Here is a 21166-nt window from a genome sequence, read left to right on the forward strand (position 1 = left end):
GGGCGGCTTTGCTTCCGGTGTTATTTACGGTTTTTAATCGGCACGAATTTCAGGTCTTCCGGACCGACATAATTGGCGCTCGGGCGAATGATCTTATTGTCGATGCGTTGTTCAATGATGTGCGCTGCCCAGCCTGAAGTACGGGCGATTACAAACAGCGGCGTGAACATCGCAGTCGGCACGCCCATCATGTGGTAGGACACAGCGGAGAACCAATCCAGGTTAGGAAACATTTTCTTGATATCCCACATCACAGTTTCCAGGCGTTCTGCAATATCAAACATCTTGGTCGAACCGGCATCCTTGGACAGTTTGCGCGCCACTTCCTTGATGACCTTGTTGCGCGGATCAGAGATCGTGTAAACAGGATGGCCAAAGCCGATAATGACTTCCTTGTTTTCCACGCGTTTCTTGACATCCGCCTCAGCTTCATCAGGATTGTCATAGCGCTTCTGGATTTCAAACGCCACTTCATTGGCACCACCGTGCTTGGGGCCGCGCAAGGCACCAATCGCGCCGGTAATGGCGGAGTGCATGTCGGAGCCTGTACCGGCGATCACGCGGCCGGTAAACGTGGATGCGTTGAACTCATGTTCCGCATACAGGATCAGCGAGGTATGCATTGCTTTTTCCCAGTCTTCGGATGGCTTCACGCCATGCAGCAAATGCAGGAAATGCGCGCCGATGGAATCATCGTCCGTTTCCACTTCTATGCGCTTGCCGTTGTGGCTGTAGTGATACCAGTACAGCAGCATGGAGCCCAGCGAAGCCATCAGGCGGTCGGCGATATCGCGCGCACCCGGCGTATTGTGGTCATCTTTCTCAGGCAAGACACAGCCCAGTACGGATACGCCGGTACGCATCACGTCCATAGGGTGGGAAGAAGCAGGCAGCCACTCCAGCGCCGCTTTCACGTTTGCAGGCAAACCGCGCAAGGCTTTCAGCTTGGCCTTGTAAGCACGCAACTCTGCAACTGTCGGCAGTTTTCCATGTACCAGCAAATGCGCTATTTCCTCGAATTCGCAGGCATCTGCCACATCCAGAATATCGTAACCGCGATAGTGCAAATCATTACCTGTCTTGCCGACAGTGCACAATGCAGTATTGCCGGCAGTAACGCCGGACAAGGCAACGGATTTTTTAGGTTTGAAGCCGACGGTTTCGGTCATTGGGTTCTCCAGTAAATTCGGTGTGTAAATTATCGAAGCCCATTACCGCACCGGCACTCCGGCAGCATTGCAGTAACAGGCTTTTTTTGATGTTTCTTACTTATGTCCTACTTATGTCTTACTTGTTCTTTTGCTGGGCAAACAGCGCGTCCAGCTTGTGCTCAAACTCATGGTAGTTGATGCGGTCATACAATTCCATACGTGTCTGCATGGTATCGATGACATTTTTTTGCGTGCCGTCGCGGCGGATCGCATTGTAGACATTTTCTGCCGCCTTGTTCATCGCGCGGAAAGCCGACAACGGGTACAGCACAATGCCGACATCTGCGGTCTTCAGTTCTTCCACGGTAAATAAAGGCGTGGAGCCGAATTCCGTGATGTTGGCCAGGATAGGCACTTTGACTGCATTGGCGAACTGCTTGTACATGTGCAAATCGGTGATCGCTTCCGGGAAGATCATATCGGCACCTGCCTCTACGCAAGCGACTGCGCGTTCTATCGCAGCATCCAGGCCCTCTACCGCCAAGGCATCGGTACGCGCCATAATCACGAAGTTTTCATCGGTACGCGCATCCACTGCCGCCTTGATACGGTCCACCATCTCTTCCTTGCTGACGATTTCCTTGCCAGGCCTGTGGCCGCAGCGCTTGGCGCCAACCTGGTCTTCAATATGCATCGCAGCCGCGCCGAACTTGATCATGGATTTGACCGTGCGGGCAACATTGAAGGCCGATGCGCCAAAGCCGGTATCCACGTCCACCATCAAGGGGAGATCGCAGACATCGGTAATGCGGCGCACGTCGGTCAATACGTCATCCAGATTGGAGATGCCCAGATCCGGCAAACCCAGGGAGCCGGCCGCGACACCGCCACCGGAAAGATAGATGGCCTTAAAGCCGGCGCGCTTGGCCAGCAAAGCGTGATTGGCGTTGATCGCACCGATCAGTTGTAAAGGGGACTCTTCCTGCACTGCCTTGCGGAAAGCCGCACCAGCGGAATAATTACTCATTTGCATCCTTTTGGGGTATTTGACGAGACTTACCTGTCCAATATTGCAATCAGCGTGCCAGCACGCCCCTCATTCAAGCGATTTCCGGATAGCGCTTGCGAATCAAACACTTAAGCGGACCATAAATCGGCATATGGCCACACGGCATCTCAAATATGTTTCATAATACGTTTCATCACGAAATATGAAACATTCATTGAAACACAAATGAAACAATAGCGCCATGAGACAGCCCCCTGCCCAAGCCCGCGACAATAGCGACAAGCCTGTCATCTGGACGGTGTCGATTTCGCGCCTGTTCGACCTGTTCCGCGACATCATGGTCGAATATGACGCCAGTGCGGCGATAGAACCCATCCACATGGGTTTTGAAGAAGCTGCGATCTACATCCGCGAGCGGCTGAAGACGGAGCGCTGCGACGCCGTCATCGCAGCTGGCTCCAATGGCGCTTACCTGAAGAGCAGATTGCCGGTGCCGGTGGTGATCGCCAAGGCCAGCGGCTTTGACGTCATGCAGGCGCTGGCAAGAGCGCGCAAGGTGTCTCCCGAACTGGGCCTGATCACCTACCAAGAGACCATGCCCGAGCTGACCGAATTCATGAGCACTTTCGGCTTCAGGATCATGCAGCGCACCTATGTGACAGAGGAAGATGCACGGGCACAGATCAGCGAGCTGAAAGCAGCCGGCATCAAGGCCATCGTCGGTGCAGGCCTGATCACCGATCTGGCTGAAGAGGCTGGCCTGACTGGGATCTTCGTCTACTCTGCTGCGTCGATACGCCAGGCTTTTGACGACGCGCTGGAAATTGCCCGATTGACGCGGCTGGAGTCCGCGCGCGGTCGCAGCTACCCGGTAGCGGATTCGCTGCGCGCCAAGCACGGTGTCAACGACTTGCGCGGAGATTCGCCAGCCATGCAGGCAGTGCGCCAATCCGTCAGCCTGTTTGCCAGATCACCCGCCACAGTACTGATACAGGGAGAAACCGGCACGGGTAAGGAACTCGCCGCGCAGGCAATGCACAGGGAGAGCCCGCGCGCGCGGCAAGCCTTTGTGGCCGTCAATTGCGGGGCCATTGCCGAGTCCTTATTAGAATCGGAGTTGTTCGGTTATGAAGAAGGCGCTTTCACCGGTTCGCGCCGCGGTGGCCACGCCGGTTTATTTGAAGCAGCGCACCGCGGCACCTTGTTCCTCGATGAAATAGGCGAGATGCCGCATAGCCTGCAAACCCGCTTACTGCGTGTATTGGAAGAGCGGGAGGTCGTGCGGGTTGGCGGCACCCGTCCGATACCGGTGGACGTGCGCATCATCAGCGCCACGCATTGCGATCTGGACGCCAGGATACGTGAGGGCCGCTTCCGCTCCGACCTGTTCTATCGGCTCGCAGTGCTGCGCATGAAGCTACCGGCACTACGCGAGCGTAGCGAAGACCTTGCACCACTCGCTGAGTGGTGCCTGAAAACGGCATTGGCCGCCCTGGGTGTGCGGCCGCATGCGAACCTGCATGCAGAACTCCTCGCCTGCGAAAGCTTATTAAAACAGTACCAATGGCCAGGCAACGTCAGGGAGCTGCGCAACCTGATGGAAAGACTGGCGCTCTTTCTGGCGGCACAGCCGCTGCAGGCGCTCAGCCCCAGCTTTATCACCAAAATCGCCCCTGAAATCGCGAGCACTGCATCTGGCGATCCCTACTCGGCTGCAGCAGCCATCGAAATCATTTCTGCCAAGCCGGACAACTCTGCAGAATCCTTGCAACGATTGATGCAGCGATTCGACAACAACCGCGAGGCCGTCGCAAACCACCTGGGGATCAGCCGCACAACCTTGTGGCGCAAACTCCGCAAGCTTGGGCTGGCGACTTAGCCTGTCTTGGCGCACTTAATACAGTGAAGCAGCGAACTTAAGGGACAAAGAGACCAGTTACCCGTTGATCGGTCTTTAATCGACATCCTTGTGTTTATCACACTGCGAACAGCTTGCCGGCAAAGCCAATTGGATCAAAAAGCCCGGCAAAAGTTGACATTGTTTGACGAATAGCTGTTAGGAGCCTAAGGTAGAATATATCTCTATAGATATTATTTACAGATATTGAAGAGACTGGCTACAAATATATGGCATCTGACAACACCGTTAAAAAACTCCTGATCGTTGACGATAGCAAGGTGTCGCGTATGGTAATAAGTGCGCACATCAAGGCTGTCCATCCGGAGTGGGAAATTTCGGAAGCAAACAACGGTGCCGACGCCATTGCCTGCACCGATCAGCATCGGCTGGACTACTGCACAATGGATATCAATATGCCTGGCATGCTGGGCACCGATGCGGCAGAACAGATACTACAAAAACATCCGCATATGCGCATAGTTATTTTTTCGGCAAACATCCAGGAAAGTGCGCAGAATCGCGCAACATCGCTGGGCGCGGTTTTTGTTGCCAAACCTGTCACTGAAAAATCCATCGCACTGGCGCTGCAGCACTTCAAAGGTGGTCAGTGAACAATCTGAGCGAACTCCATCTCGACGCGCTGGCTGAAGTCTTCAACGTTGGCGCGGGCCGCGCTGCATCCAGCCTCAGTGAAATTGTCGGCGATGAAGTCAAGCTGTCAATTCCATCAGTGGAGATCAAAAAAGCATCGGAAATTAACGCCGCAGTAATGGCGATGAACAGCACCAAATTTGGCGCCGTCACCCAGCAATTCAGCGGCCCTTTCGATGCCAAAGCCCTGCTGTTGTTTACAGAAAGCCGCGCGCTGGAGATCGTGCGCGACATGATGGGCTCGCAGATGAGCATCCAGGAGCTGGCGGAGTTCGAGCACGATGCCATGTGCGAGCTCGGCAATATCATCCTGAATGCCTGCCTTTCTGCGATGGCAGACATGCTGAAGATCTCGCTCAGCAGCTCGTTGCCTAACTACACCGTGGCATCGACAGAAGAAATCTTCAAGCGCATAGGAGAGAGTGCCGACCAGCCTTTCATCCTGATCCTGCACATAGACCTGATCATAGAAAAGCGTCACTCGGAAGGCCATCTGGTATTCCTGCTAAGCTCAGAGTCGCTGCAAAATCTGGTCACGCACATAGAGCATTATCTGGAAAGTATTTGATGGACCTGCAATTGAACGGCCTCAGCCAGTCTCACGGCCATATGGAACAAATTTTCAATGCGATCAACCTGGGGCTCATCCTGGTTGACGCCGATGAAAATATCTTGCTATGGAACGATTGGCTGACCAGGCACAGCAAACTGCAGCCGCAGCAGGTCATCGGAAAAAAACTGGAACATGCCTTCGAGGCACCGCTCTCACCCGGCTTCCTGAAAGCAGTCAGAAATACGCTCGGCCACGGCTTGCCAGTCGTCCTGTCCAACGCGCTGCACCGCTCGCCTTTGCCGCTGTTTGATCCGGCTGTGCTGAGCGAGGAAAAAGCGCACATGCATCAGTCGATTTCAATGACACCCTTGAACTCAGCAGATGGCACACGCTGCTGCCTGATACAAGTGACAGACTCCAGCACTTCAATCAAGCGCGAGAAGATGCTGCGCTCCCATTCCGAGATGCTGAAAGTAGAAGCGACCACTGACGGCCTGACCGGTATTTACAACCGGCGCTTCTTCGATGAACACTACAAAATGGCCCTGGGCCATTCCAGGCGCGAAAAATTGCCGTTGTCGGTGCTCATGATAGACATCGATTTTTTCAAGGAATATAACGACTACTATGGCCATTTGCTGGGAGACAAAGCAATTATCGGCGTGGCCAATGCGCTGAAGGCGCAGCTATCCCGCTCCACCGATGTGCTCGCACGTTACGGCGGCGAAGAGTTCGTGCTGATGCTGCCGAATATGTCGGAAGAATTTGCCGTGCAGTTCGCCGAAAAATTGCGCTCGGCAATCTGGAACCTTGCCATTCCGCATATGAAATCCCATATCTCCCAGCAACTCAGCATCAGCATAGGACTCAGCACTTTCAATAACGAGGCTGATGGGGATTTCAAAACCTTACTGAAATGTGCCGACATGGCTTTATATAAAGCCAAGCAAGGCGGCCGCAATCAGTGTGCCCAAATGTCCATCCATGACTTGCTGGCAATTTCCACAGTCAGCTAAAACCCATTGCTTCAATAGCAGCACATCAAATGGGCTTTAAATATGGGCTTCAAATTAAATATTGACTCCGTTCCGGGAATGCGTTTATATTAGAACCATGTCCTCGAAACACTCCACATCAACTGCCAAGCAATTGACCCGCACCAAGCAAGACTTGCTGCTGGCGTCGTCGGCTTTGATGCTACTAACACTACTAACTCTACTACTAGTCAAGTAATCTAGTCGTAGCAGCCCTGTTTTACCCAAGCAGTAAATTCCATACAACGTAGTAGCTGATCCAGCCCGAAGCTGGTCAATCCGAGAACCGACATGCATCCATACGCAGCCCATGTAACGATACGCCACAGCGAACAATTCGCTGTATGTGTCGCGGCATGTGCCACTGCATTTGCAATGGCATCGGTGACGATTTCTGCGGCTGGCGCGGTGATATCTGCACGCCTGCACGCTGCGCCTGCGCTGATGGCCGCCCTGGCTCCGGCACTACCACTGCTATCGCTACTATCCCTGCTACTACCGATCGGTTACCTGGCCTCGCGTTAAGTCGTTAAGTGGCAGCCAGTTAGCCTTCCGCCACATCCCCCGCTAATTATTATTTAAAACCTGCCCGGCTCGCGCCTGGGCTACTGGCCGGCGCTCGGCCATTTCTGGAGAAAACAAAAATGATGTCATCGAATCCATCCGCAAAATACCGTGCGTTTCCTGCAGTCCAGTTGGCAGACCGCACCTGGCCAAACCAGATCATCAGCAAAGCCCCGATCTGGATGAGCACTGACCTGCGCGACGGCAACCAGGCCTTGATAGAACCGATGAGTGCGGAGAAAAAACTGCGCTTCTTTGAAATGCTGGTTCACATAGGCGTGAAGGAAATCGAGGTTGCCTTCCCTTCTGCGTCCGACACGGATTTTGATTTTGTGCGCAAGCTGGTGGTGGAAAGCCGCATTCCGGATGACGTCACGATAGAAGTATTAACACAGTCGCGCGAAGACCTGATACGCCGCACGGTAGATTCGGTGCAGGGTGCAAAACGCGCGATCATTCACTTGTACAACCCGATTGCACCAGCCTTCAGGCGCATCGTTTTCGGCATGTCGCGCGAAGAAGTCAAAGCGATCGCAGTCACCGGCACCAAACTGATCAAGGAATTGACCGATGCCCGCCCGGAAACCGAGTGGACATTTGAATATTCTCCGGAAACCTTCAGCATGGCTGAACTGGATTTTTCCAAGGAGATCTGCGACGCCGTCTCCGACATCTGGCAACCGACTCCGCAACGCAAGATGATCGTCAACTTGCCGTCCACGGTGGAATGCACCACGCCGAATGTCTATGCCGACCAGATAGAATGGATGCATCGCCATCTGGCCAAACGCGACTCCATCATCCTTAGCGTGCATCCGCACAATGATCGCGGCACCGCTGTTGCCTCCGCAGAACTGGCTGTCATGGCCGGCGCGGACCGCGTAGAAGGCTGCCTGTTCGGCAATGGCGAGCGCACCGGCAATGTGGATCTGGTCACGCTCGCGCTGAATCTGTACACGCAGGGCGTGCATCCCGGCCTGGATTTTTCCGACATCGATGCAGTCCGCCAATGCGTGGAAGAATGCAATCAGCTTCCGGTTCATCCTCGCCATCCCTATGTCGGCGATCTGGTCTTCACTGCATTCTCAGGCTCGCATCAGGACGCCATCAAGAAAGGTTTCGCCAAGCAGGAAAAAGACGCCATATGGGAAGTGCCCTACCTCCCTATCGATCCGGCCGACCTGGGCCGCAGCTACGACGCCGTCATTCGCGTCAACAGCCAATCCGGCAAGGGCGGCATGGCCTTCCTTCTGGAACAGGAATACGGCCTGGCGCTCCCACGCCGCCTGCAAATAGAATTCAGCCGTGCCGTACAGGCCGTTGCCGACCAGAGCGGCAAGGAAATGACAGCGCACAATATCCACACCATCTTCCAGCAAGAATATCTGGACGTTCAAGCACCTTATGCCTACCAGGCACACCACATTCTGGAAAACAGAAAATCGCCATCAGAGCAATCGCAGGTACAGCTGCACATTGATCTGCTGCACCATGCGCAGCCACAAGCTATCCATGGTTCAGGGAATGGTCCCATTGACGCAATGGTGCACGCGTTCCAGTCCATAGGACAGGATATCCGGGTCATGGATTATCATGAACACTCCATCGGGGCCGGCGCCAATGCGCGGGCAGCTTGCTATATCGAAGTAAGGGTCGGGAATGGACCTACCCGCTTTGGGGTTGGCATTGATGAGAATATTGTTACTGCTTCGTTTAAGGCGGTGTTGAGTGCGGTGAATAGGGATTATGTTGCGGGGCAAGGGGAGCTTGCTGCATAAGCTTTGAGGCTATCCGCTTGGTAACTACTTTGCACTATCGTGGGAACAAGCCGGGGGTGGCCCGGCAGCCACTTACTCTTTCTTGCTTCGCCAAGAAAGAGTAAGCAGAAAGAAGGCGACCGCAAGCCTCGCCCCTTCGGGGTACCCGATTATGCGGTACAAAAAATGGGAAACAGGCGAAACTCGCCTTCGGCTCAAACACACCTGTTTCTGATCCATTTTCTGTACCGCACAATCGGCGAGGCTCCGGGCGGTTTGAGGTCAAAAACAAAAGCCAAGTCAAAAACAGCGGCAACCAGATTCTCTGCATTTGTGCAGAGAACGGATCTGCAAAATTCAGCAACCTGATTTTGATGTTGGGGTTGTTTTTGAAGTGCCCCCGCTCGGGACGTAGCATTTTGTGCGTTACAGAAAATGGATCAGAAATGAACGTTGTCTGAGCGAAGCGAGTTTCGTTCATTTCCCATTTTTTGTAATGCTCAAAATGTGATGGCGCTAAGCGCCATCACCCGAAGGGCAAGTCTGCGGTCGCCTTTCTTTGCTTACTTTCTTTGGCGAAGCAAAGAAAGTAAGTAGCCGCCGGGCTACCCCCGGCCAGCATTCCAAAAAAACAGCCGTCCGCCAATACTAAATAAAAACTTAGCTCACTAGCCACCTGCGAATCGCAAAACTCAACCCATCCACCATCGCCACCAGCAGCAACATCGCAACAATCACGGTAGCCGCCGTCTGCATCTGAAACAATGACAGATGGTACTTCAGCATCTGCCCAAGGCCACCGGCGCCAACGACACCCAAGATCGCCGCCGCACGGATATTGTTCTCCCAGCGATACAAGGTATAAGACAGCATTTGCGGCAAACGCTGCGGCAGGGTTGCAAACAGGAAGGCGGCTACCGCGCCGGCACCGTTGGTGCGCAAGGTGGACTCCGGCAAAGGCGAGGCATTTTCCAGGGCTTCGGCGAACAGGCGGCCGAGTACGCCGGTAGTGTGCGCGGCCAGCGCGATGGTGCCGGCGAAGGGGCCGAGGCCGGCGGCGATCAGCATGATGGAAGCCCATACCAGTTCGGGAATCGCCCTGCCGATATTCAGCAGCAAGCGGCTGACATACATCGCCGGTTTGCCGAAGCGGCCGCTGGCGGGCAAGGCCATGATAATGCCGCCAATCGCTGCAATACCGGTTCCCAGTGCCGACATGGCCAGGGTTTCCAGTGACGCATACAACACCTTCTGCAGCAGCGGCGAGGCAGTATTCATAGGGGCGAATTCCTGGAAGAATTTCCAGGTACTGGCCAGTGATTCGACTGAAAACAAATTGCGCCAGTCTATCGCCAGGCTGACAAAGCTCGCGATAGTCAATGCCAGCACTCCCAGCAAGGTCAGCAGCGTGGGGAGACTGATGATGGCCGGGGCCTTGGGCAGTGTGTTCTGGTTCATGACAGCCCCTTCCTGAACAACTTGCTGACCACATCCGCGGCAGCAACCAGCAGCACAAACACGATCAGCATCGTTGATACCTCGCTACCGGCGAGCATCTTGGTCGATTCGTCCATGCGCTGGCCCAGACCACCGGCGCCGACATAACCCATCACGACAGAGCCGCGGATCGCGCACTCCCAGCGATAGACGGTGTAAGACATCAATTCGGTCGCCGCACCGGGCAGCGTACCGTAAAAAAAGGCAGCCAGACGTCCGCTGCCGTTACGCAGCAAAGTGTCCGTAGCATGCGTGTCGCTGGATTCCAGTATTTCGGCATATACCTTGCCCAGCATGCCGCAATAGGTCAGCGCAATCGCCAGCACCGCCGCAGTGGGGCCCAGCCCGACAATGCGCACAAAAATCAAAGCCCAGACCAGCTCCGGCACACTGCGCAGCAACACCAGCAACCAGCGCACCGTCTGGCGTATCAGCCAAGCCGGTGCGCTCATGCGGCCGCTGCCTAGGCGGGAGATGGACAAATGTTCATTGACGATCAGCGTCAGCGGAATGGCACCTGCCATAGCCAGCGCCATGCCTGCAGTGGCCATCGCGATGGTTTGCCAGGTGGCCTCCAGCACCAGCAACAGAAACTCACGCGAATGGGCTGGCGGGAAAAATGCGGACAGGAAGCGCCAGGTGGAATCCAGGCTTTGGGCATCCAGCAGCTGCCAGGGCTTGAATTCCGTCATGACCAGGGTTGGCCACAATATGATCAGCGCCACCACAGTCGCCGTAACACGACCACGCCACGCAGGGTCGCGGGGTGGGGCCGTACCCAGCGCTAAACCGGCATTTGCCATATTGTCAGAAGCAGCGGGGATCATCGACTGCACAATTCTCATCCGGTAATTCTGTAGCGGCGACAACATCATCGTCGGTCGCTGCGTTTTTATATAAGGCAGCAATCATGTCGTCGCTCACCTTGTCGGTATCGAACATGATCCGGCCGTCGCGCAGGCCGATGATGCGCGAAAAATGGGCGCGTGCGAGCTCTACCTGATGCAGGCTGCAGATCAGGCCCGCCCCGCGGGAGGCGGCCTCCTCCTGCAAGCTGTGCAGGGTCTGAATCGACAGCGTAGGATCGAGCGCAGAAAGCGGCTCATCGACCAGCAGCAGGCTGGCATCCGACAAGATCAGGCGCGCCAGGCCGCAGCGCTGGCGCTCTCCGCCGGACAAGCGATCGACGCGCGAGTATAGCTTGTGCTGCAACTGGAAGCGTCCCAGCGCCTCCCAGGCAGCGGCAGGGTCGGCCGGCTTGATCAGATTGCGTATCGCGCGGCCCAGCGACCAAACCGGCAATTTACCCGCCAGCACCGCCGTCACCACCCTTTGCCTTGGCGGCAAAGGCGGTGTTTGCGGCGCCAGGAACAGGCGGCGGCGCAGAAGATGGCGGGCATGGTGGCTGAGCGACCAAGGTTGCTGGTCGAACAGCGTATATTCGCCCTGTTCCGGCTGATAGGCGCAGGCCAGGGTATGCAGCAAGGTCGTCTTGCCGGCGCCGGAAGGACCGATCAGCGCGACCTGTTCACCGGCTTTGATCTCCAGCGACAAATCGCTCAAGGCCCAGCCGCCTGCCTGTTTGCCGGACGAGGGATGGCGTACATGCACAGACTGCAGTTTCACCATGCGCTCGTCGGACTTGTACTCCTTCGGTATTGCAGCAGCCGGCATTACTTCAACAGCCCCGCATTTTGCGCAGCACCTTCAATAGACTTGTAGTTCTCCGCCTTGGTCGGGATAAAGCGCGTAGCACGCTGCAATTCCAATATTTCCTTGTCTGCAGGATCATTGGCATTCAGCGCCAGGAAAGCATCGGTGATTTTCTTGCGCAGCTCAGCCGGCATATCGGCGCGCACCGACCAGTTATAGTCGAAGTAACCGGGCGTTGTGTAGAACACGCGCACCTGCTTGGTATCGACCTTGTTCTGGCTGACCAGTTTTTCCCATACCGAGATATTCAGCGCGCCGGCATCCACCTTGCCGCCGGCAACGGCTGCGACCGTTGCATCATGCGCGCCGGAGAACGCGATCCGCTTCATATCTGTATCCGGGTTGAGCTTGGCCGCCAGCAGGTAGTAGCGCGGCATCAGGTGGCCGGAAGTAGAAGATTCAGAGCCGAAGGTGAAGGTCTTCCCTTTCAGGTCTTCCAGTTTATTGATGGAAGGGCTGGTGGTAATGAAGACGGACTTGAATTTTTCGTCTTCTTCACGCTGTACCAGAGGAATGATCTGGTCCTTGCTGCGCACCTTGGCCTGCACAAAGGTAAAGCCGCCAAACCAGACCATGTCCAGCTTGTGGTTGATCAGGCCTTCCACTGATGCGGCGTAGTCGGTTACCGGCGTAAACTCCACCTTCATGCCGGTTTTCTTTTCCAGATAGGCGCCCAGAGGCTTGAACTTGCGCTGCAACTCGGTGGGCGCTTCGTCCGGGATGGCGGATACCCGCAGCACCTGCTGCTGGGCAAAGCTGGAACCGGCGGCAAACAGCATGGAAGTCGCGAACAGCGAACCAATTACTTGTCTTCTGGAAAATTTGGACATGGAATCGTCTTTCTATAAAAGGAACGGCAAGGGTTCTGAGCAAGATTTAACAACGCGCTGACGGGATTATTGACGATGGTCTATGATAGACAAAATTCATCACAATTGTGTGTAATTCCGAACAGAGCAAAAATGTGAGCATGATAGACCATTAGTACCAGTTCCGAATAAAGGATGCAGATATTTTCGTGTCCTCCATTATTCGTAACGGCCTCCAAAGGCGAACCTCCAGCACAAGGCGAAACAAGATGCGCGATGACCTACAAACCCGCTTTATCCAGTTATACCGCGAAGATGCAGACGAACTGAACACGAGACTGCATATTGAACTAAGCAATAGCCTGCTGTCGCCGCAAGCCAGCCTCTCTCCCAAATATTTTTATGACACCCTGGGCTCACGCCTGTTCCAGGCGATCTGCGCCTTGCCCGAGTACTACCCTACTCGCACGGAAGCCGCCATTTTTACCCAATATCGTCAACAGATGGCGGAATCTATAGGCACAGGTTCCACGATGATAGACCTGGGAGCCGGTGATTGTGCCAAGGCGGCAAGCCTGTTTGGGGCCCTGCGGCCGGAGCAATATGTGCCTGTGGATATTTCGGTTGACTTTGTCCGCGGCGCGGTGGAAAGCCTGCAACACACCTATCCGCAAATAGACATGCTGGGAGTAGGCATGGACTTTTCAGCGCGCCTGGACTTGCCCGACGAGGTGAGGCGCGAAAAGCGTCTGTTTTTTTATCCGGGTTCATCGATAGGCAACTTCACGCTGCGCGAAGCCATCGCGCTACTGCGCAGGATGCGCCTGTCCTGCGACGACGATGGCGGCCTGCTGATAGGGGTAGACCTGGTCAAGGACAAGAACATCCTGGAGCCGGCCTACGATGATGCGCTGGGACTGACTGCTGCATTCAACCTGAACATCCTGAACAATATCAATCGCCTGCTGGGCTCAGATTTTGAACTGAAGGACTGGCAGCACAAGGCTTTTTATCATCCGGACAAGCAGCGCATAGAAATGTATCTGGAAGCCCGGCGCGATCTTGCAGTGCGCTGGCAAGGCAAGCAGCGCGATTTCGTACGAGGTGAACGGATACATACCGAGAACAGCTACAAATATACACCCGAGAGCTTCATTGGAGCCTTGAACGAAGCCGGATTCGCCCGCACACGCATGTGGACTGACGAACAGGGCTGGTTCGCCGTATTTCATGCCACACCATAAAATTATTAAATAAATAATGACTATCTTGTAAATCGAGAATTGGCAGCCAAGAATACCTGGCGATAATCCCGGTTCACGCCTGCTGTCAGCCTGTGGCCCGATGCAGCACAGCCAGTTGCCTGGACTGCGCAACCAGTTGGCCCAGGCTATCCCAGATCTCAAAGTCCTCTTCATGATAGCCATCGATCACATGGCGCGTGCTGACCCGGCAAGCCAGCCAGCCGGGCGCTGGCCGAGCGCGGATATGCACCGTCAACTCCATCGTCGATGAACCGCGTTCGCCGAAATCCAGCACGACAGGAGCCGCCGCATCCACCAAGGCAGCCAGACTCACAGTATCGGCATCGCTGCCATCCGCGTAGCGCATCCAGAACTCCGCGATGCTCTCTCCGCCAGGCTTGCCTTGTACCCATCCCGGCAAACGCGCCACTCTGTAATGCAGCTGTTCAGCAATGCTGACACCGGGCATTCCTTTGCCATCCAGCATATCCACGCATTGCTCCACCGGCGGCAAGTCCGGCGCCCGGTTCAGCATCAACGTGGGTCCCTGTGCTTGCGCCAAATCAGTAAAGCTGGCAACTACCCGAACAATCTCCTGCTCTTCGCGCCACAGCCTGGCTTCACCGGTCGCCACGCGTTTGCCCGCACGCGCTATCTCAGTATGCACGCGCACCGGACCGGGTGTCGCAGGCCGCAGAAAGAATGCAGATACCGCCAAAGGGTCAGGGAAATCCAGTTTCAGCATCTCCTGTTTCAGGGCCTGCAGGCATACGGCAAGGCTGTACCCGCCATTCGGCGTACCGCTGAGTGCATTCCAGCGCTCCGTCAGAGCGCCGGCATACAAATGATCGGAAATCCTGCTGATGCCAGTGTCTGCATGAAAAAGAGAATTGCGCATATCCACCTCTGATCTTGGTTTGCTTGCCATATTAGAACTCATTTCATAAATGGAAGGGAGTGCGAACGAGTCCATTTGGGATGCAGTGCAAGGCGTGTCGCGACGCAAAGACTGGCCGTCTTTGCTAGCGGCGCAACGCTGCAATGCGCCCAAATGGATCGTTCCCGGAGGGTTAGGCCTAAAATAGGCGCTGGACTGCGTTGCGCTCGTTACCTCGGCGACCCCGTCAATAGCCCCGCTATTGACGCCTCGCACCCCTTGTCAGCGCCTATTTTAGGCCTAACGCATCTCCCTCCCATTTATGAAATGAGTTCTAGTATTGCAGTCAAATCATGCGCCCAGTATACGGCCCGTATCAATTACCTCGCGGGTAATCAACACATTGCTTCAAGCCGGTGACGGATCAAGAAACTGATGGTCAGACAAAATGCGCCCATTCGCATCCAGTATCAGGAAATCAAAGCCGCAAGAAATCGCCTTGTTTTCTGCGTTTACCATCTGCCAGTTGAAGCGCACACCCTGATGATGGCTTTGCGCATTGCCTGCATAGCGGAACAGGTATCCGGCGTCCCTGACCCATTTTTGATATGCGGTTCCTATCCTGTTTTCCAGTTCTGCATAGCCATGCATCTCCGTGGACGGAGTATAGTGCGCCCCATCCTCCGTCCACAGTTGCGCGATCATTTCTCTGCGCTGCGCCGCATCAGGCTGATTCCACACCGCGATGTATTTTTCGACCAGCAGTTCTATCTCTTTCGCTTCCATTTATCTCTCCATAAGTGTTCATATCCGGGAATTTCCCTGATGGACTACTGCACTACAAACTTGCATTCCTTGACTTAAGTGCTATTCTCCAAGGAGAAGAATGGACGAACAATGTTCAATAATCCTCATTTAATAGCCAATCGTCCAATTCAACCCTCATTCCACAACAGGGATATCCATGGACCCATTAGATGATGTATTTGCCGCGATGCGCGTCCAAAGCGCGGTATATGCCAGGCTGGAAACCCGCGCGCCCTGGGGTTTGAGTCTGGCTGGCGGTCAAAGCGCCAGGTTTGGCCTCGTGGTGCGGGGATCTTGCCTGCTGCAAGTCGAAGGACGAGCCGGCACCATCAGCCTGACGGCTGGGGATTGCTATGTATTGGCAGGTGGCTCACCTTACGTGCTGTGTGATGACTTGAAGACTCCAAGGGTGAGCTGCGTGCAGGCAGTCAGGGATAAAGTGGGCGGAGTGGTTGAACTGGGAGCCGTGGATACAACTGGCAAGGCCATAGGCACGCAGGCGACCATCATTTGTGGCTGGTTTTCGTTTGATGAAGCCTCGGCCCAACCCTTAACGGATTTAATCCCTCCGGTACTGCATGTACGCATGGATCAGGCGCGTAGCAATACCTTGCAGGCCAGCCTGCAGTTGCTGGCGATGGAAACCGCAGAACCTGACATGGGTTCCGGCATTGTGGTCAGCCGCTTGGCCGACATCATCTTCGTGCATGCGATCCGTGCCCATATCGCCAATGCCGGTAATGACGACATGGGCTGGCTCACGGCGCTGGCCGACAAGAAATTAGGCGCAGCCTTAAGGGCCATGCATAAGGATATGGCGCACAACTGGACCGTGGAATCGCTGGCAAAGGCAGCCGGACTATCGCGCTCGGGGTTTGCGCTCAGGTTCAAGGAAAAGGTCGGAGAGTCACCGCTGGAATATCTGACCCGCTGGCGCATGTTCAAGGCAGGCTGCCTGTTGCGGCAACACGATAAGTCATTGGGAGAAATCGCCGATCTGGTCGGCTACGAGTCGGATGTCGCCTTTAACAAGGCATTTAAGCGTGTCAAAGGCGTGCCGCCAGGAGAATACCGGCGTAATAGCCTGCAATGACCGGCAGATTGGCCGATACGGTGCTACAAGCCGGGAGTATGCTTACTTTCCGTATATTGACTTTTGTTAAATGTCGTACAGACCAACTTTATTTTCGCGCTTATACTAAGATATATGCTTATGCGTTTTTTAAAAAATCAAGGCTAGCCAAGGTCATCTGGAACTATAGCTGGCTACCAATACAAGCACTTGATTGATGATAGCTTTACAGGGGCATCATGCTGAATCCACACTTTATTACGGTCTCTGACTGTCTGCGGACGCAGTATGCGCTGGTCCGTACCCGGTCTGTTGCTTTGTCCGAACCTTTGTCGGAAGAAGACTGCTGTGTACAGTCAATGCCGGACGCCAGCCCCATCAAATGGCATCTCGCGCACACCACCTGGTTTTTCGAAACCTTTATCCTGGAAAAATTCGAATCCGATTTTCACGCGCATGATCCTGCCTTCAGGGTGCTGTATAACTCCTACTACAACGGCGTAGGCGACAAGCATCCGCGCGCGCAACGCGGCATGCTAACTCGACCTTCACTGGCGGAGGTACTGGCTTATCGCAGCAATGTGGATGACAGGATACAGACCCTGCTCTCCAAGCACGACCTGTTCAGCCCGCACTCCACCGAGCTGGCAATGCTGGTGGAACTGGGCATGCAGCATGAGCAGCAGCATCAGGAACTGATGATGACCGACCTGAAGCATTTACTGTCGCTCAATCCGCTGAAGCCCGCCTACTCTGCCGAGCCGCTGCAGCCCGCGCTGACGCCACCCGCCATTACCTGGCTGGAATTTGATGCGGGCGTCGTGGAAATCGGCCATGCATCCGACAGCTTCTGCTTCGACAATGAATTGCCAAGACACCGGCAATTCCTGGAAAAATTTTCTCTGGCTTCGCGCCTGGTCACCAACGGCGAATACCTGGAATTCGTCAAGGCTGGCGGCTACAAGGATCCGTCCTTGTGGCTGTCGGAAGGCTGGGACTGGATCTCTACTCAGCACATTTCCCACCCTACGTTCTGGCATCCCGCGCAATCTGCCGCTCCCGCGGAAAAACCGGCAGGCTGGCTGGAATTTACGCTGCATGGAATATTGCCGCTAGACCTGCACCGGCCAGTCACCCATATTTCCTTCTTTGAAGCGGAAGCCTATGCCCGCTGGGTAGGCGCACGGCTGCCAACGGAGTCAGAATGGGAACACGCAGCCGGTACGGTGGAAATGATACCCGGCAACCTGGAGCCACAATTGCATCCCGCACCGTACGACCATCACACCGCGCTGGTGGACATGTTCGGCGTCGCCTGGCAATGGACCAGCAGCAGCTACGCCCCCTATCCCGGCTATGTATCGGCCGAAGGCGCCATTGGTGAATACAACGGCAAGTTCATGGTGAACCAGTATGTGCTGCGCGGCTCTTCCTGCGCGACGCCAACCGGACATGCACGGGTAACCTACAGGAACTTCTTCCCTTCCACTGCCAGGTGGCAGTTTACGGGGATACGGTTGGCTAAATAAGCTTGCTTTGAGTGCGTAGCCTGATAATTCGGTAGTGCTTTCATTGATGCAAGCCGGGGGTGGCCCGGCAGCCACTTCCTTTCTTTGCTTCGCCAAAGAAAGGAAGCAAAGAAAGGCGACCGCAGACTTGCCCTCCGGGTGATGGCGATGAGCGCCATCACATTTTGCTGCATTACAAAAAATGGGAAATGAACGAAACTCGCTGCGCTCAAACAACGTTCATTTCTGATCCATTTTCTGTAACGCACAAAATGCTGCATCCCGAGCGGGGGTAATTCAAAACCAACGTCAACAACAACCCCAATCAAGCCAACTTAATTCGCTGAGCAAGTTCTATTTGTTATTGGAAAATCTGGTTGCCGTTGTTTTTGATTTGGCTTTTGACTTTGTTTTTGACGTTCAACCGCTTGGAGCTTCGCCGATTGTGCGGTACAGAAAATGGATCAGAAACGGGTGTGTCTGAGCGCAGCGAGTTTCGCCCGTTTCCCATTTTTTGTACCGCATAATCGGGCACCCCGAAGGGGCGAGGCTTGCGGTCGCCTTTCTTTTGCTTCCTTTTCTTTGGCGAAGCAAAGAAAAGGAAGTGGCTGTCGGGCCACCCCCGACCTGCCCCGACGAAGTGAAATCAAATTATCAAGCCATACAAGCCAGCCACGGCTTAACAAATCACACCGCCCGCAGACAATCCACAATCTTCATCCGAGCCGCCCGCCAGGCTGGAATAAATCCGCCGATAAACCCCATAAACAAAGAAAACACGAGAGTCTGCACGATGATGCCCGGCGTCAGCTTGAACTGGAAAGCCAGTTCGCTGAAGGTCTGAAAATTGGTCGTGGAGATATCCACCGCCTGCATCCAGGAAGCGGCAAACAAGCCTATCATGCCGCCCACCAGCGACAGCAGCAGCGACTCCAGCAAGAAGGCCCCAAGCACGGCGCCGCGTCGGAAGCCCAGCGCACGCAGAGTACCGATCTCTCCTACCCTTTGCGCAACCGCTGCAAACATCGTGATCATCGCACCGACTACTGCACCGATGGAAAAGATGATGGACAGGCTCAGCCCCAGGATACGAATAAAGGTAGCCAGCGCCTCGCTCTGCTCCGAATAAAACTGAATCTCCGGCTTGGCATCCACCTGCAGGCGCGGATCATTGTCTATCGCGGCCTTGACGCCGGCCAGCGCCGACTGGTCGGTCAGGCGAAATACCATCGTCGAATAGCTATTGCGCCGGAACGCCGCCATCATCTGCTCCGAATCGCCCCAGATTTCGCTGTCAAAACCGGTCTTGCCGGAATCAAAAATGCCGACCACGATCCAGTCGCGCTGAGCAAAATGCAAGGTCTCTCCCAGGCCGGTGCCGCGAAAGCCCTTGGCAATCGCATGGCCGGCAATGATCTCGGAAGTACCGGGCCGGAACATGCGTCCCTGTATCAGTTGCACCTGCGGCCTTAATTCCATGCCCAACTGCGACGTGCCGCGCAAGGTCACATTGCTGGGCTTGCCGTTACTGCGCTTGGGAAGGTTGTTCAGCACTACCGGCTCTTTGCTGACCAGCGGCCGGCCTTCGCCATTGGTCGCTATCCCCGGCAGGCTTTCTATGATGGCAGCCTGGTCACGCGAGATACCGCTATTGATCTCGGCGCCTGCGCCTTTGCGCAGTATCAGCACATTATCCGGCTGGCCGGTCGCCACCAGTGTGGCGCGTATTCCTTCGCTCATCATCAGCACGACGGCAAAGACAAATACCACCAGCGCCATGCCGCCGGCAGTCAGCAAGGTTGTTACGCGGCGCACCCACAGGTTGCGGGCGACATAGGAAAACGGAATCGCCTTCATGCTATCTGCCTCAGTCCATTGACGATGCTGATGCGGCTCATCTTCCATGCAGGCCATGCTGCGGCAACAACGCCGACAATCAGGCTGGCCAGCATTTGCAATATCATCGTCGTCTCCGACACATGGAATTGCGGGAATAGCGTACCCACCGCTTTTGCAAATCCGGACGCAATCGGCAAGGTCACCAGCAAGCCGATTCCGCCGCCCAGCAAGGCAATCACCAGGCTTTCACCAAATAGCAGCTTGACGACAAACCCCGGAGAGAATCCCAGCGCCTTCAGCGTCGCGTATTCCGCCAGGCGCTCGCGCGCCGTCATCATCATGGTATTGGCCATCACAGCCATGATGATGATCACAATCACATAGCTGACCGCATTGACCGCCACCAGTATGGCTTCGCTCATGGATACGAATCCCAGTTGGAAGGCTTTTTCCGTTTCAGTCAGGGTTTCCGCCAGCGAATTCTTGAACAGGGCGTCGATGCGCTCCGAGATCAGCGGCGCATTATCCGGCTCATTGATGCTGACCACATATACGCCGACGTAATCGGCGTTGCTGCGCCTCAGTTTGCGCACCGTCTCAGCCAGGTATTGCCAATGGAAAAGCAATTGCGATTCATCAGTCTTGGCATCCACGCCGTCCCAGATACCCCTCAGTGTAAAAGTCCAGGTGCCAGGGTAAATGGTGCCGCGTATCGGTATCTGGTCGCCCACTTTCCAGCCATACTGTGTCGCCAGTTTGCGGCCGACGATGGCGCCCTGTCGGTCCAGCAGGAAGGCCTTCTTCTCATCATCTTTCAGCACATATTCCGGATACAGGGCCAGATAGCTGGCCGGCTCCACCGCAAATTGCGGGAAAAAATTACGCTCGGTGATATAGATGCCGCCGAACCAGTTGGACCAGGATACGCCGCTGACTCCCTCCACATTGCGCAGCCTGTCCGCATAGTTCAAGGGCAAGGGAAAGGTCAGCGAGATGGAATTGCGCGTGATCAGCCGCGTGCTTGATGTTCCCTCCACACCGGCATACCAGGCATCCACGATGGTACGCAGCAAGCCGAACGCACAGATGGCGACCACCAGTCCGACCATCGTCAGCAAGGTGCGCAGCTTATGCCGGAAGGCGTTCTTGAGCAGGAGTTTAAAAATGAACATGGGCAAATG

Annotated in this window: 20 protein-coding genes; 9 read left to right on the forward strand and 11 right to left on the reverse strand. The window is 55.1% G+C overall.

Annotation, left to right across the window (positions count from 1 at the left end; genetic code table 11):
• Positions 1-20 precede the first annotated feature (20 nt).
• Both prpC and prpB read right to left on the reverse strand, forming a co-directional pair.
• Complete coding sequence (gene prpC / locus IEW12_RS08395; protein ID WP_188565457.1) at positions 21-1169, reverse strand: bifunctional 2-methylcitrate synthase/citrate synthase; 1149 nt, start codon at positions 1167-1169, stop codon at positions 21-23.
• A 118-nt stretch (positions 1170-1287) separates the two neighbouring features.
• A complete protein-coding gene (prpB, locus tag IEW12_RS08400) occupies positions 1288-2178 on the reverse strand; it encodes a methylisocitrate lyase (protein WP_188565458.1) in 891 nt (296 codons plus the stop codon).
• A gap of 223 nt (positions 2179-2401) precedes the next feature.
• Between prpB and prpR the strand changes: the two genes are divergently transcribed.
• The 6 genes from prpR to leuA all read left to right on the forward strand — a co-directional run bounded on the left by prpR (position 2402) and on the right by leuA (position 8640).
• A complete protein-coding gene (gene prpR / locus IEW12_RS08405) occupies positions 2402-4039 on the forward strand; it encodes a propionate catabolism operon regulatory protein PrpR (RefSeq protein WP_188565459.1) in 1638 nt (545 codons plus the stop codon).
• Between the two features lie 248 nt (positions 4040-4287).
• Complete coding sequence (locus tag IEW12_RS08410) at positions 4288-4671, forward strand: response regulator transcription factor (RefSeq protein WP_188565460.1); 384 nt, start codon at positions 4288-4290, stop codon at positions 4669-4671.
• Positions 4668-5279, forward strand: coding sequence for a chemotaxis protein CheX (locus IEW12_RS08415; RefSeq protein WP_188565461.1), 612 nt, complete (start codon positions 4668-4670; stop codon positions 5277-5279). The genes IEW12_RS08410 and IEW12_RS08415 overlap by 4 nt, the downstream gene beginning before the upstream one ends.
• Entirely contained in the window at positions 5279-6280 is a 1002-nt protein-coding gene (locus IEW12_RS08420; RefSeq protein WP_229750988.1) for a sensor domain-containing diguanylate cyclase, read from the forward strand. Before IEW12_RS08415 ends, IEW12_RS08420 begins: the two co-directional genes overlap by 1 nt.
• A gap of 309 nt (positions 6281-6589) precedes the next feature.
• Complete coding sequence (locus IEW12_RS08425; protein ID WP_188565462.1) at positions 6590-6823, forward strand: hypothetical protein; 234 nt, start codon at positions 6590-6592, stop codon at positions 6821-6823.
• A gap of 119 nt (positions 6824-6942) precedes the next feature.
• Positions 6943-8640, forward strand: coding sequence for a 2-isopropylmalate synthase (gene leuA, locus IEW12_RS08430; RefSeq protein WP_188565463.1), 1698 nt, complete (start codon positions 6943-6945; stop codon positions 8638-8640).
• A gap of 34 nt (positions 8641-8674) precedes the next feature.
• Here the strand turns inward: leuA and IEW12_RS08435 are convergent, their stop codons facing one another.
• The 5 genes from IEW12_RS08435 to IEW12_RS08455 form a co-directional block, all read right to left on the reverse strand.
• A complete protein-coding gene (locus tag IEW12_RS08435) occupies positions 8675-9100 on the reverse strand; it encodes a hypothetical protein (RefSeq protein ID WP_188565464.1) in 426 nt (141 codons plus the stop codon).
• A 179-nt stretch (positions 9101-9279) separates the two neighbouring features.
• Positions 9280-10077 carry a phosphonate ABC transporter, permease protein PhnE gene (phnE, locus tag IEW12_RS08440; protein ID WP_188565465.1) on the reverse strand — a complete coding sequence of 266 codons (798 nt, stop codon included), beginning with the start codon at positions 10075-10077 and terminating at the stop codon, positions 9280-9282.
• Entirely contained in the window at positions 10074-10919 is an 846-nt protein-coding gene (locus IEW12_RS08445) for a PhnE/PtxC family ABC transporter permease (protein ID WP_188565725.1), read from the reverse strand. The genes phnE and IEW12_RS08445 overlap by 4 nt, the downstream gene beginning before the upstream one ends.
• Before the next feature lie 4 nt (positions 10920-10923).
• Positions 10924-11790: a phosphonate ABC transporter ATP-binding protein gene (locus tag IEW12_RS08450; RefSeq protein WP_229750989.1), complete on the reverse strand. Its 867-nt coding sequence runs from the start codon at positions 11788-11790 to the stop codon at positions 10924-10926.
• A complete protein-coding gene (locus IEW12_RS08455) occupies positions 11790-12659 on the reverse strand; it encodes a putative selenate ABC transporter substrate-binding protein (RefSeq protein WP_188565466.1) in 870 nt (289 codons plus the stop codon). The genes IEW12_RS08450 and IEW12_RS08455 overlap by 1 nt, the downstream gene beginning before the upstream one ends.
• Before the next feature lie 248 nt (positions 12660-12907).
• Here IEW12_RS08455 and egtD point away from each other — a divergent pair, with 248 nt between their 5' ends.
• Positions 12908-13882: an L-histidine N(alpha)-methyltransferase gene (egtD, locus tag IEW12_RS08460; protein ID WP_188565467.1), complete on the forward strand. Its 975-nt coding sequence runs from the start codon at positions 12908-12910 to the stop codon at positions 13880-13882.
• An 85-nt stretch (positions 13883-13967) separates the two neighbouring features.
• Here egtD and IEW12_RS08465 read toward each other — a convergent pair whose 3' ends face one another.
• Together IEW12_RS08465 and IEW12_RS08470 are read right to left on the reverse strand one after the other, a co-directional pair.
• Positions 13968-14780 (reverse strand): thioesterase family protein, encoded by an 813-nt coding sequence (locus tag IEW12_RS08465; RefSeq protein ID WP_188565468.1) that lies wholly within the window; start codon positions 14778-14780, stop codon positions 13968-13970.
• Positions 14781-15167: 387 nt separating this feature from the next.
• Entirely contained in the window at positions 15168-15545 is a 378-nt protein-coding gene (locus tag IEW12_RS08470) for a hypothetical protein (RefSeq protein WP_188565469.1), read from the reverse strand.
• Positions 15546-15723: 178 nt separating this feature from the next.
• On the opposite strand from IEW12_RS08470, the gene IEW12_RS08475 reads away from it, so the two are divergent.
• Both IEW12_RS08475 and egtB read left to right on the forward strand, forming a co-directional pair.
• Positions 15724-16659: an AraC family transcriptional regulator gene (locus tag IEW12_RS08475; RefSeq protein WP_188565470.1), complete on the forward strand. Its 936-nt coding sequence runs from the start codon at positions 15724-15726 to the stop codon at positions 16657-16659.
• A 218-nt stretch (positions 16660-16877) separates the two neighbouring features.
• Entirely contained in the window at positions 16878-18167 is a 1290-nt protein-coding gene (gene egtB / locus IEW12_RS08480) for an ergothioneine biosynthesis protein EgtB (protein ID WP_188565471.1), read from the forward strand.
• A 666-nt stretch (positions 18168-18833) separates the two neighbouring features.
• Here the strand turns inward: egtB and IEW12_RS08485 are convergent.
• Together IEW12_RS08485 and IEW12_RS08490 are read right to left on the reverse strand one after the other, a co-directional pair.
• Positions 18834-20003: an ABC transporter permease gene (locus tag IEW12_RS08485; RefSeq protein WP_188565472.1), complete on the reverse strand. Its 1170-nt coding sequence runs from the start codon at positions 20001-20003 to the stop codon at positions 18834-18836.
• Positions 20000-21157, reverse strand: coding sequence for an ABC transporter permease (locus IEW12_RS08490; protein WP_188565473.1), 1158 nt, complete (start codon positions 21155-21157; stop codon positions 20000-20002). Before IEW12_RS08490 ends, IEW12_RS08485 begins: the two co-directional genes overlap by 4 nt.
• Positions 21158-21166: the final 9 nt, after the last annotated feature.

It is taken from the genome of Parundibacterium terreum, assembly GCF_014636315.1.
GTDB classification, from domain to species: domain Bacteria; phylum Pseudomonadota; class Gammaproteobacteria; order Burkholderiales; family Burkholderiaceae_D; genus Undibacterium; species Undibacterium terreum.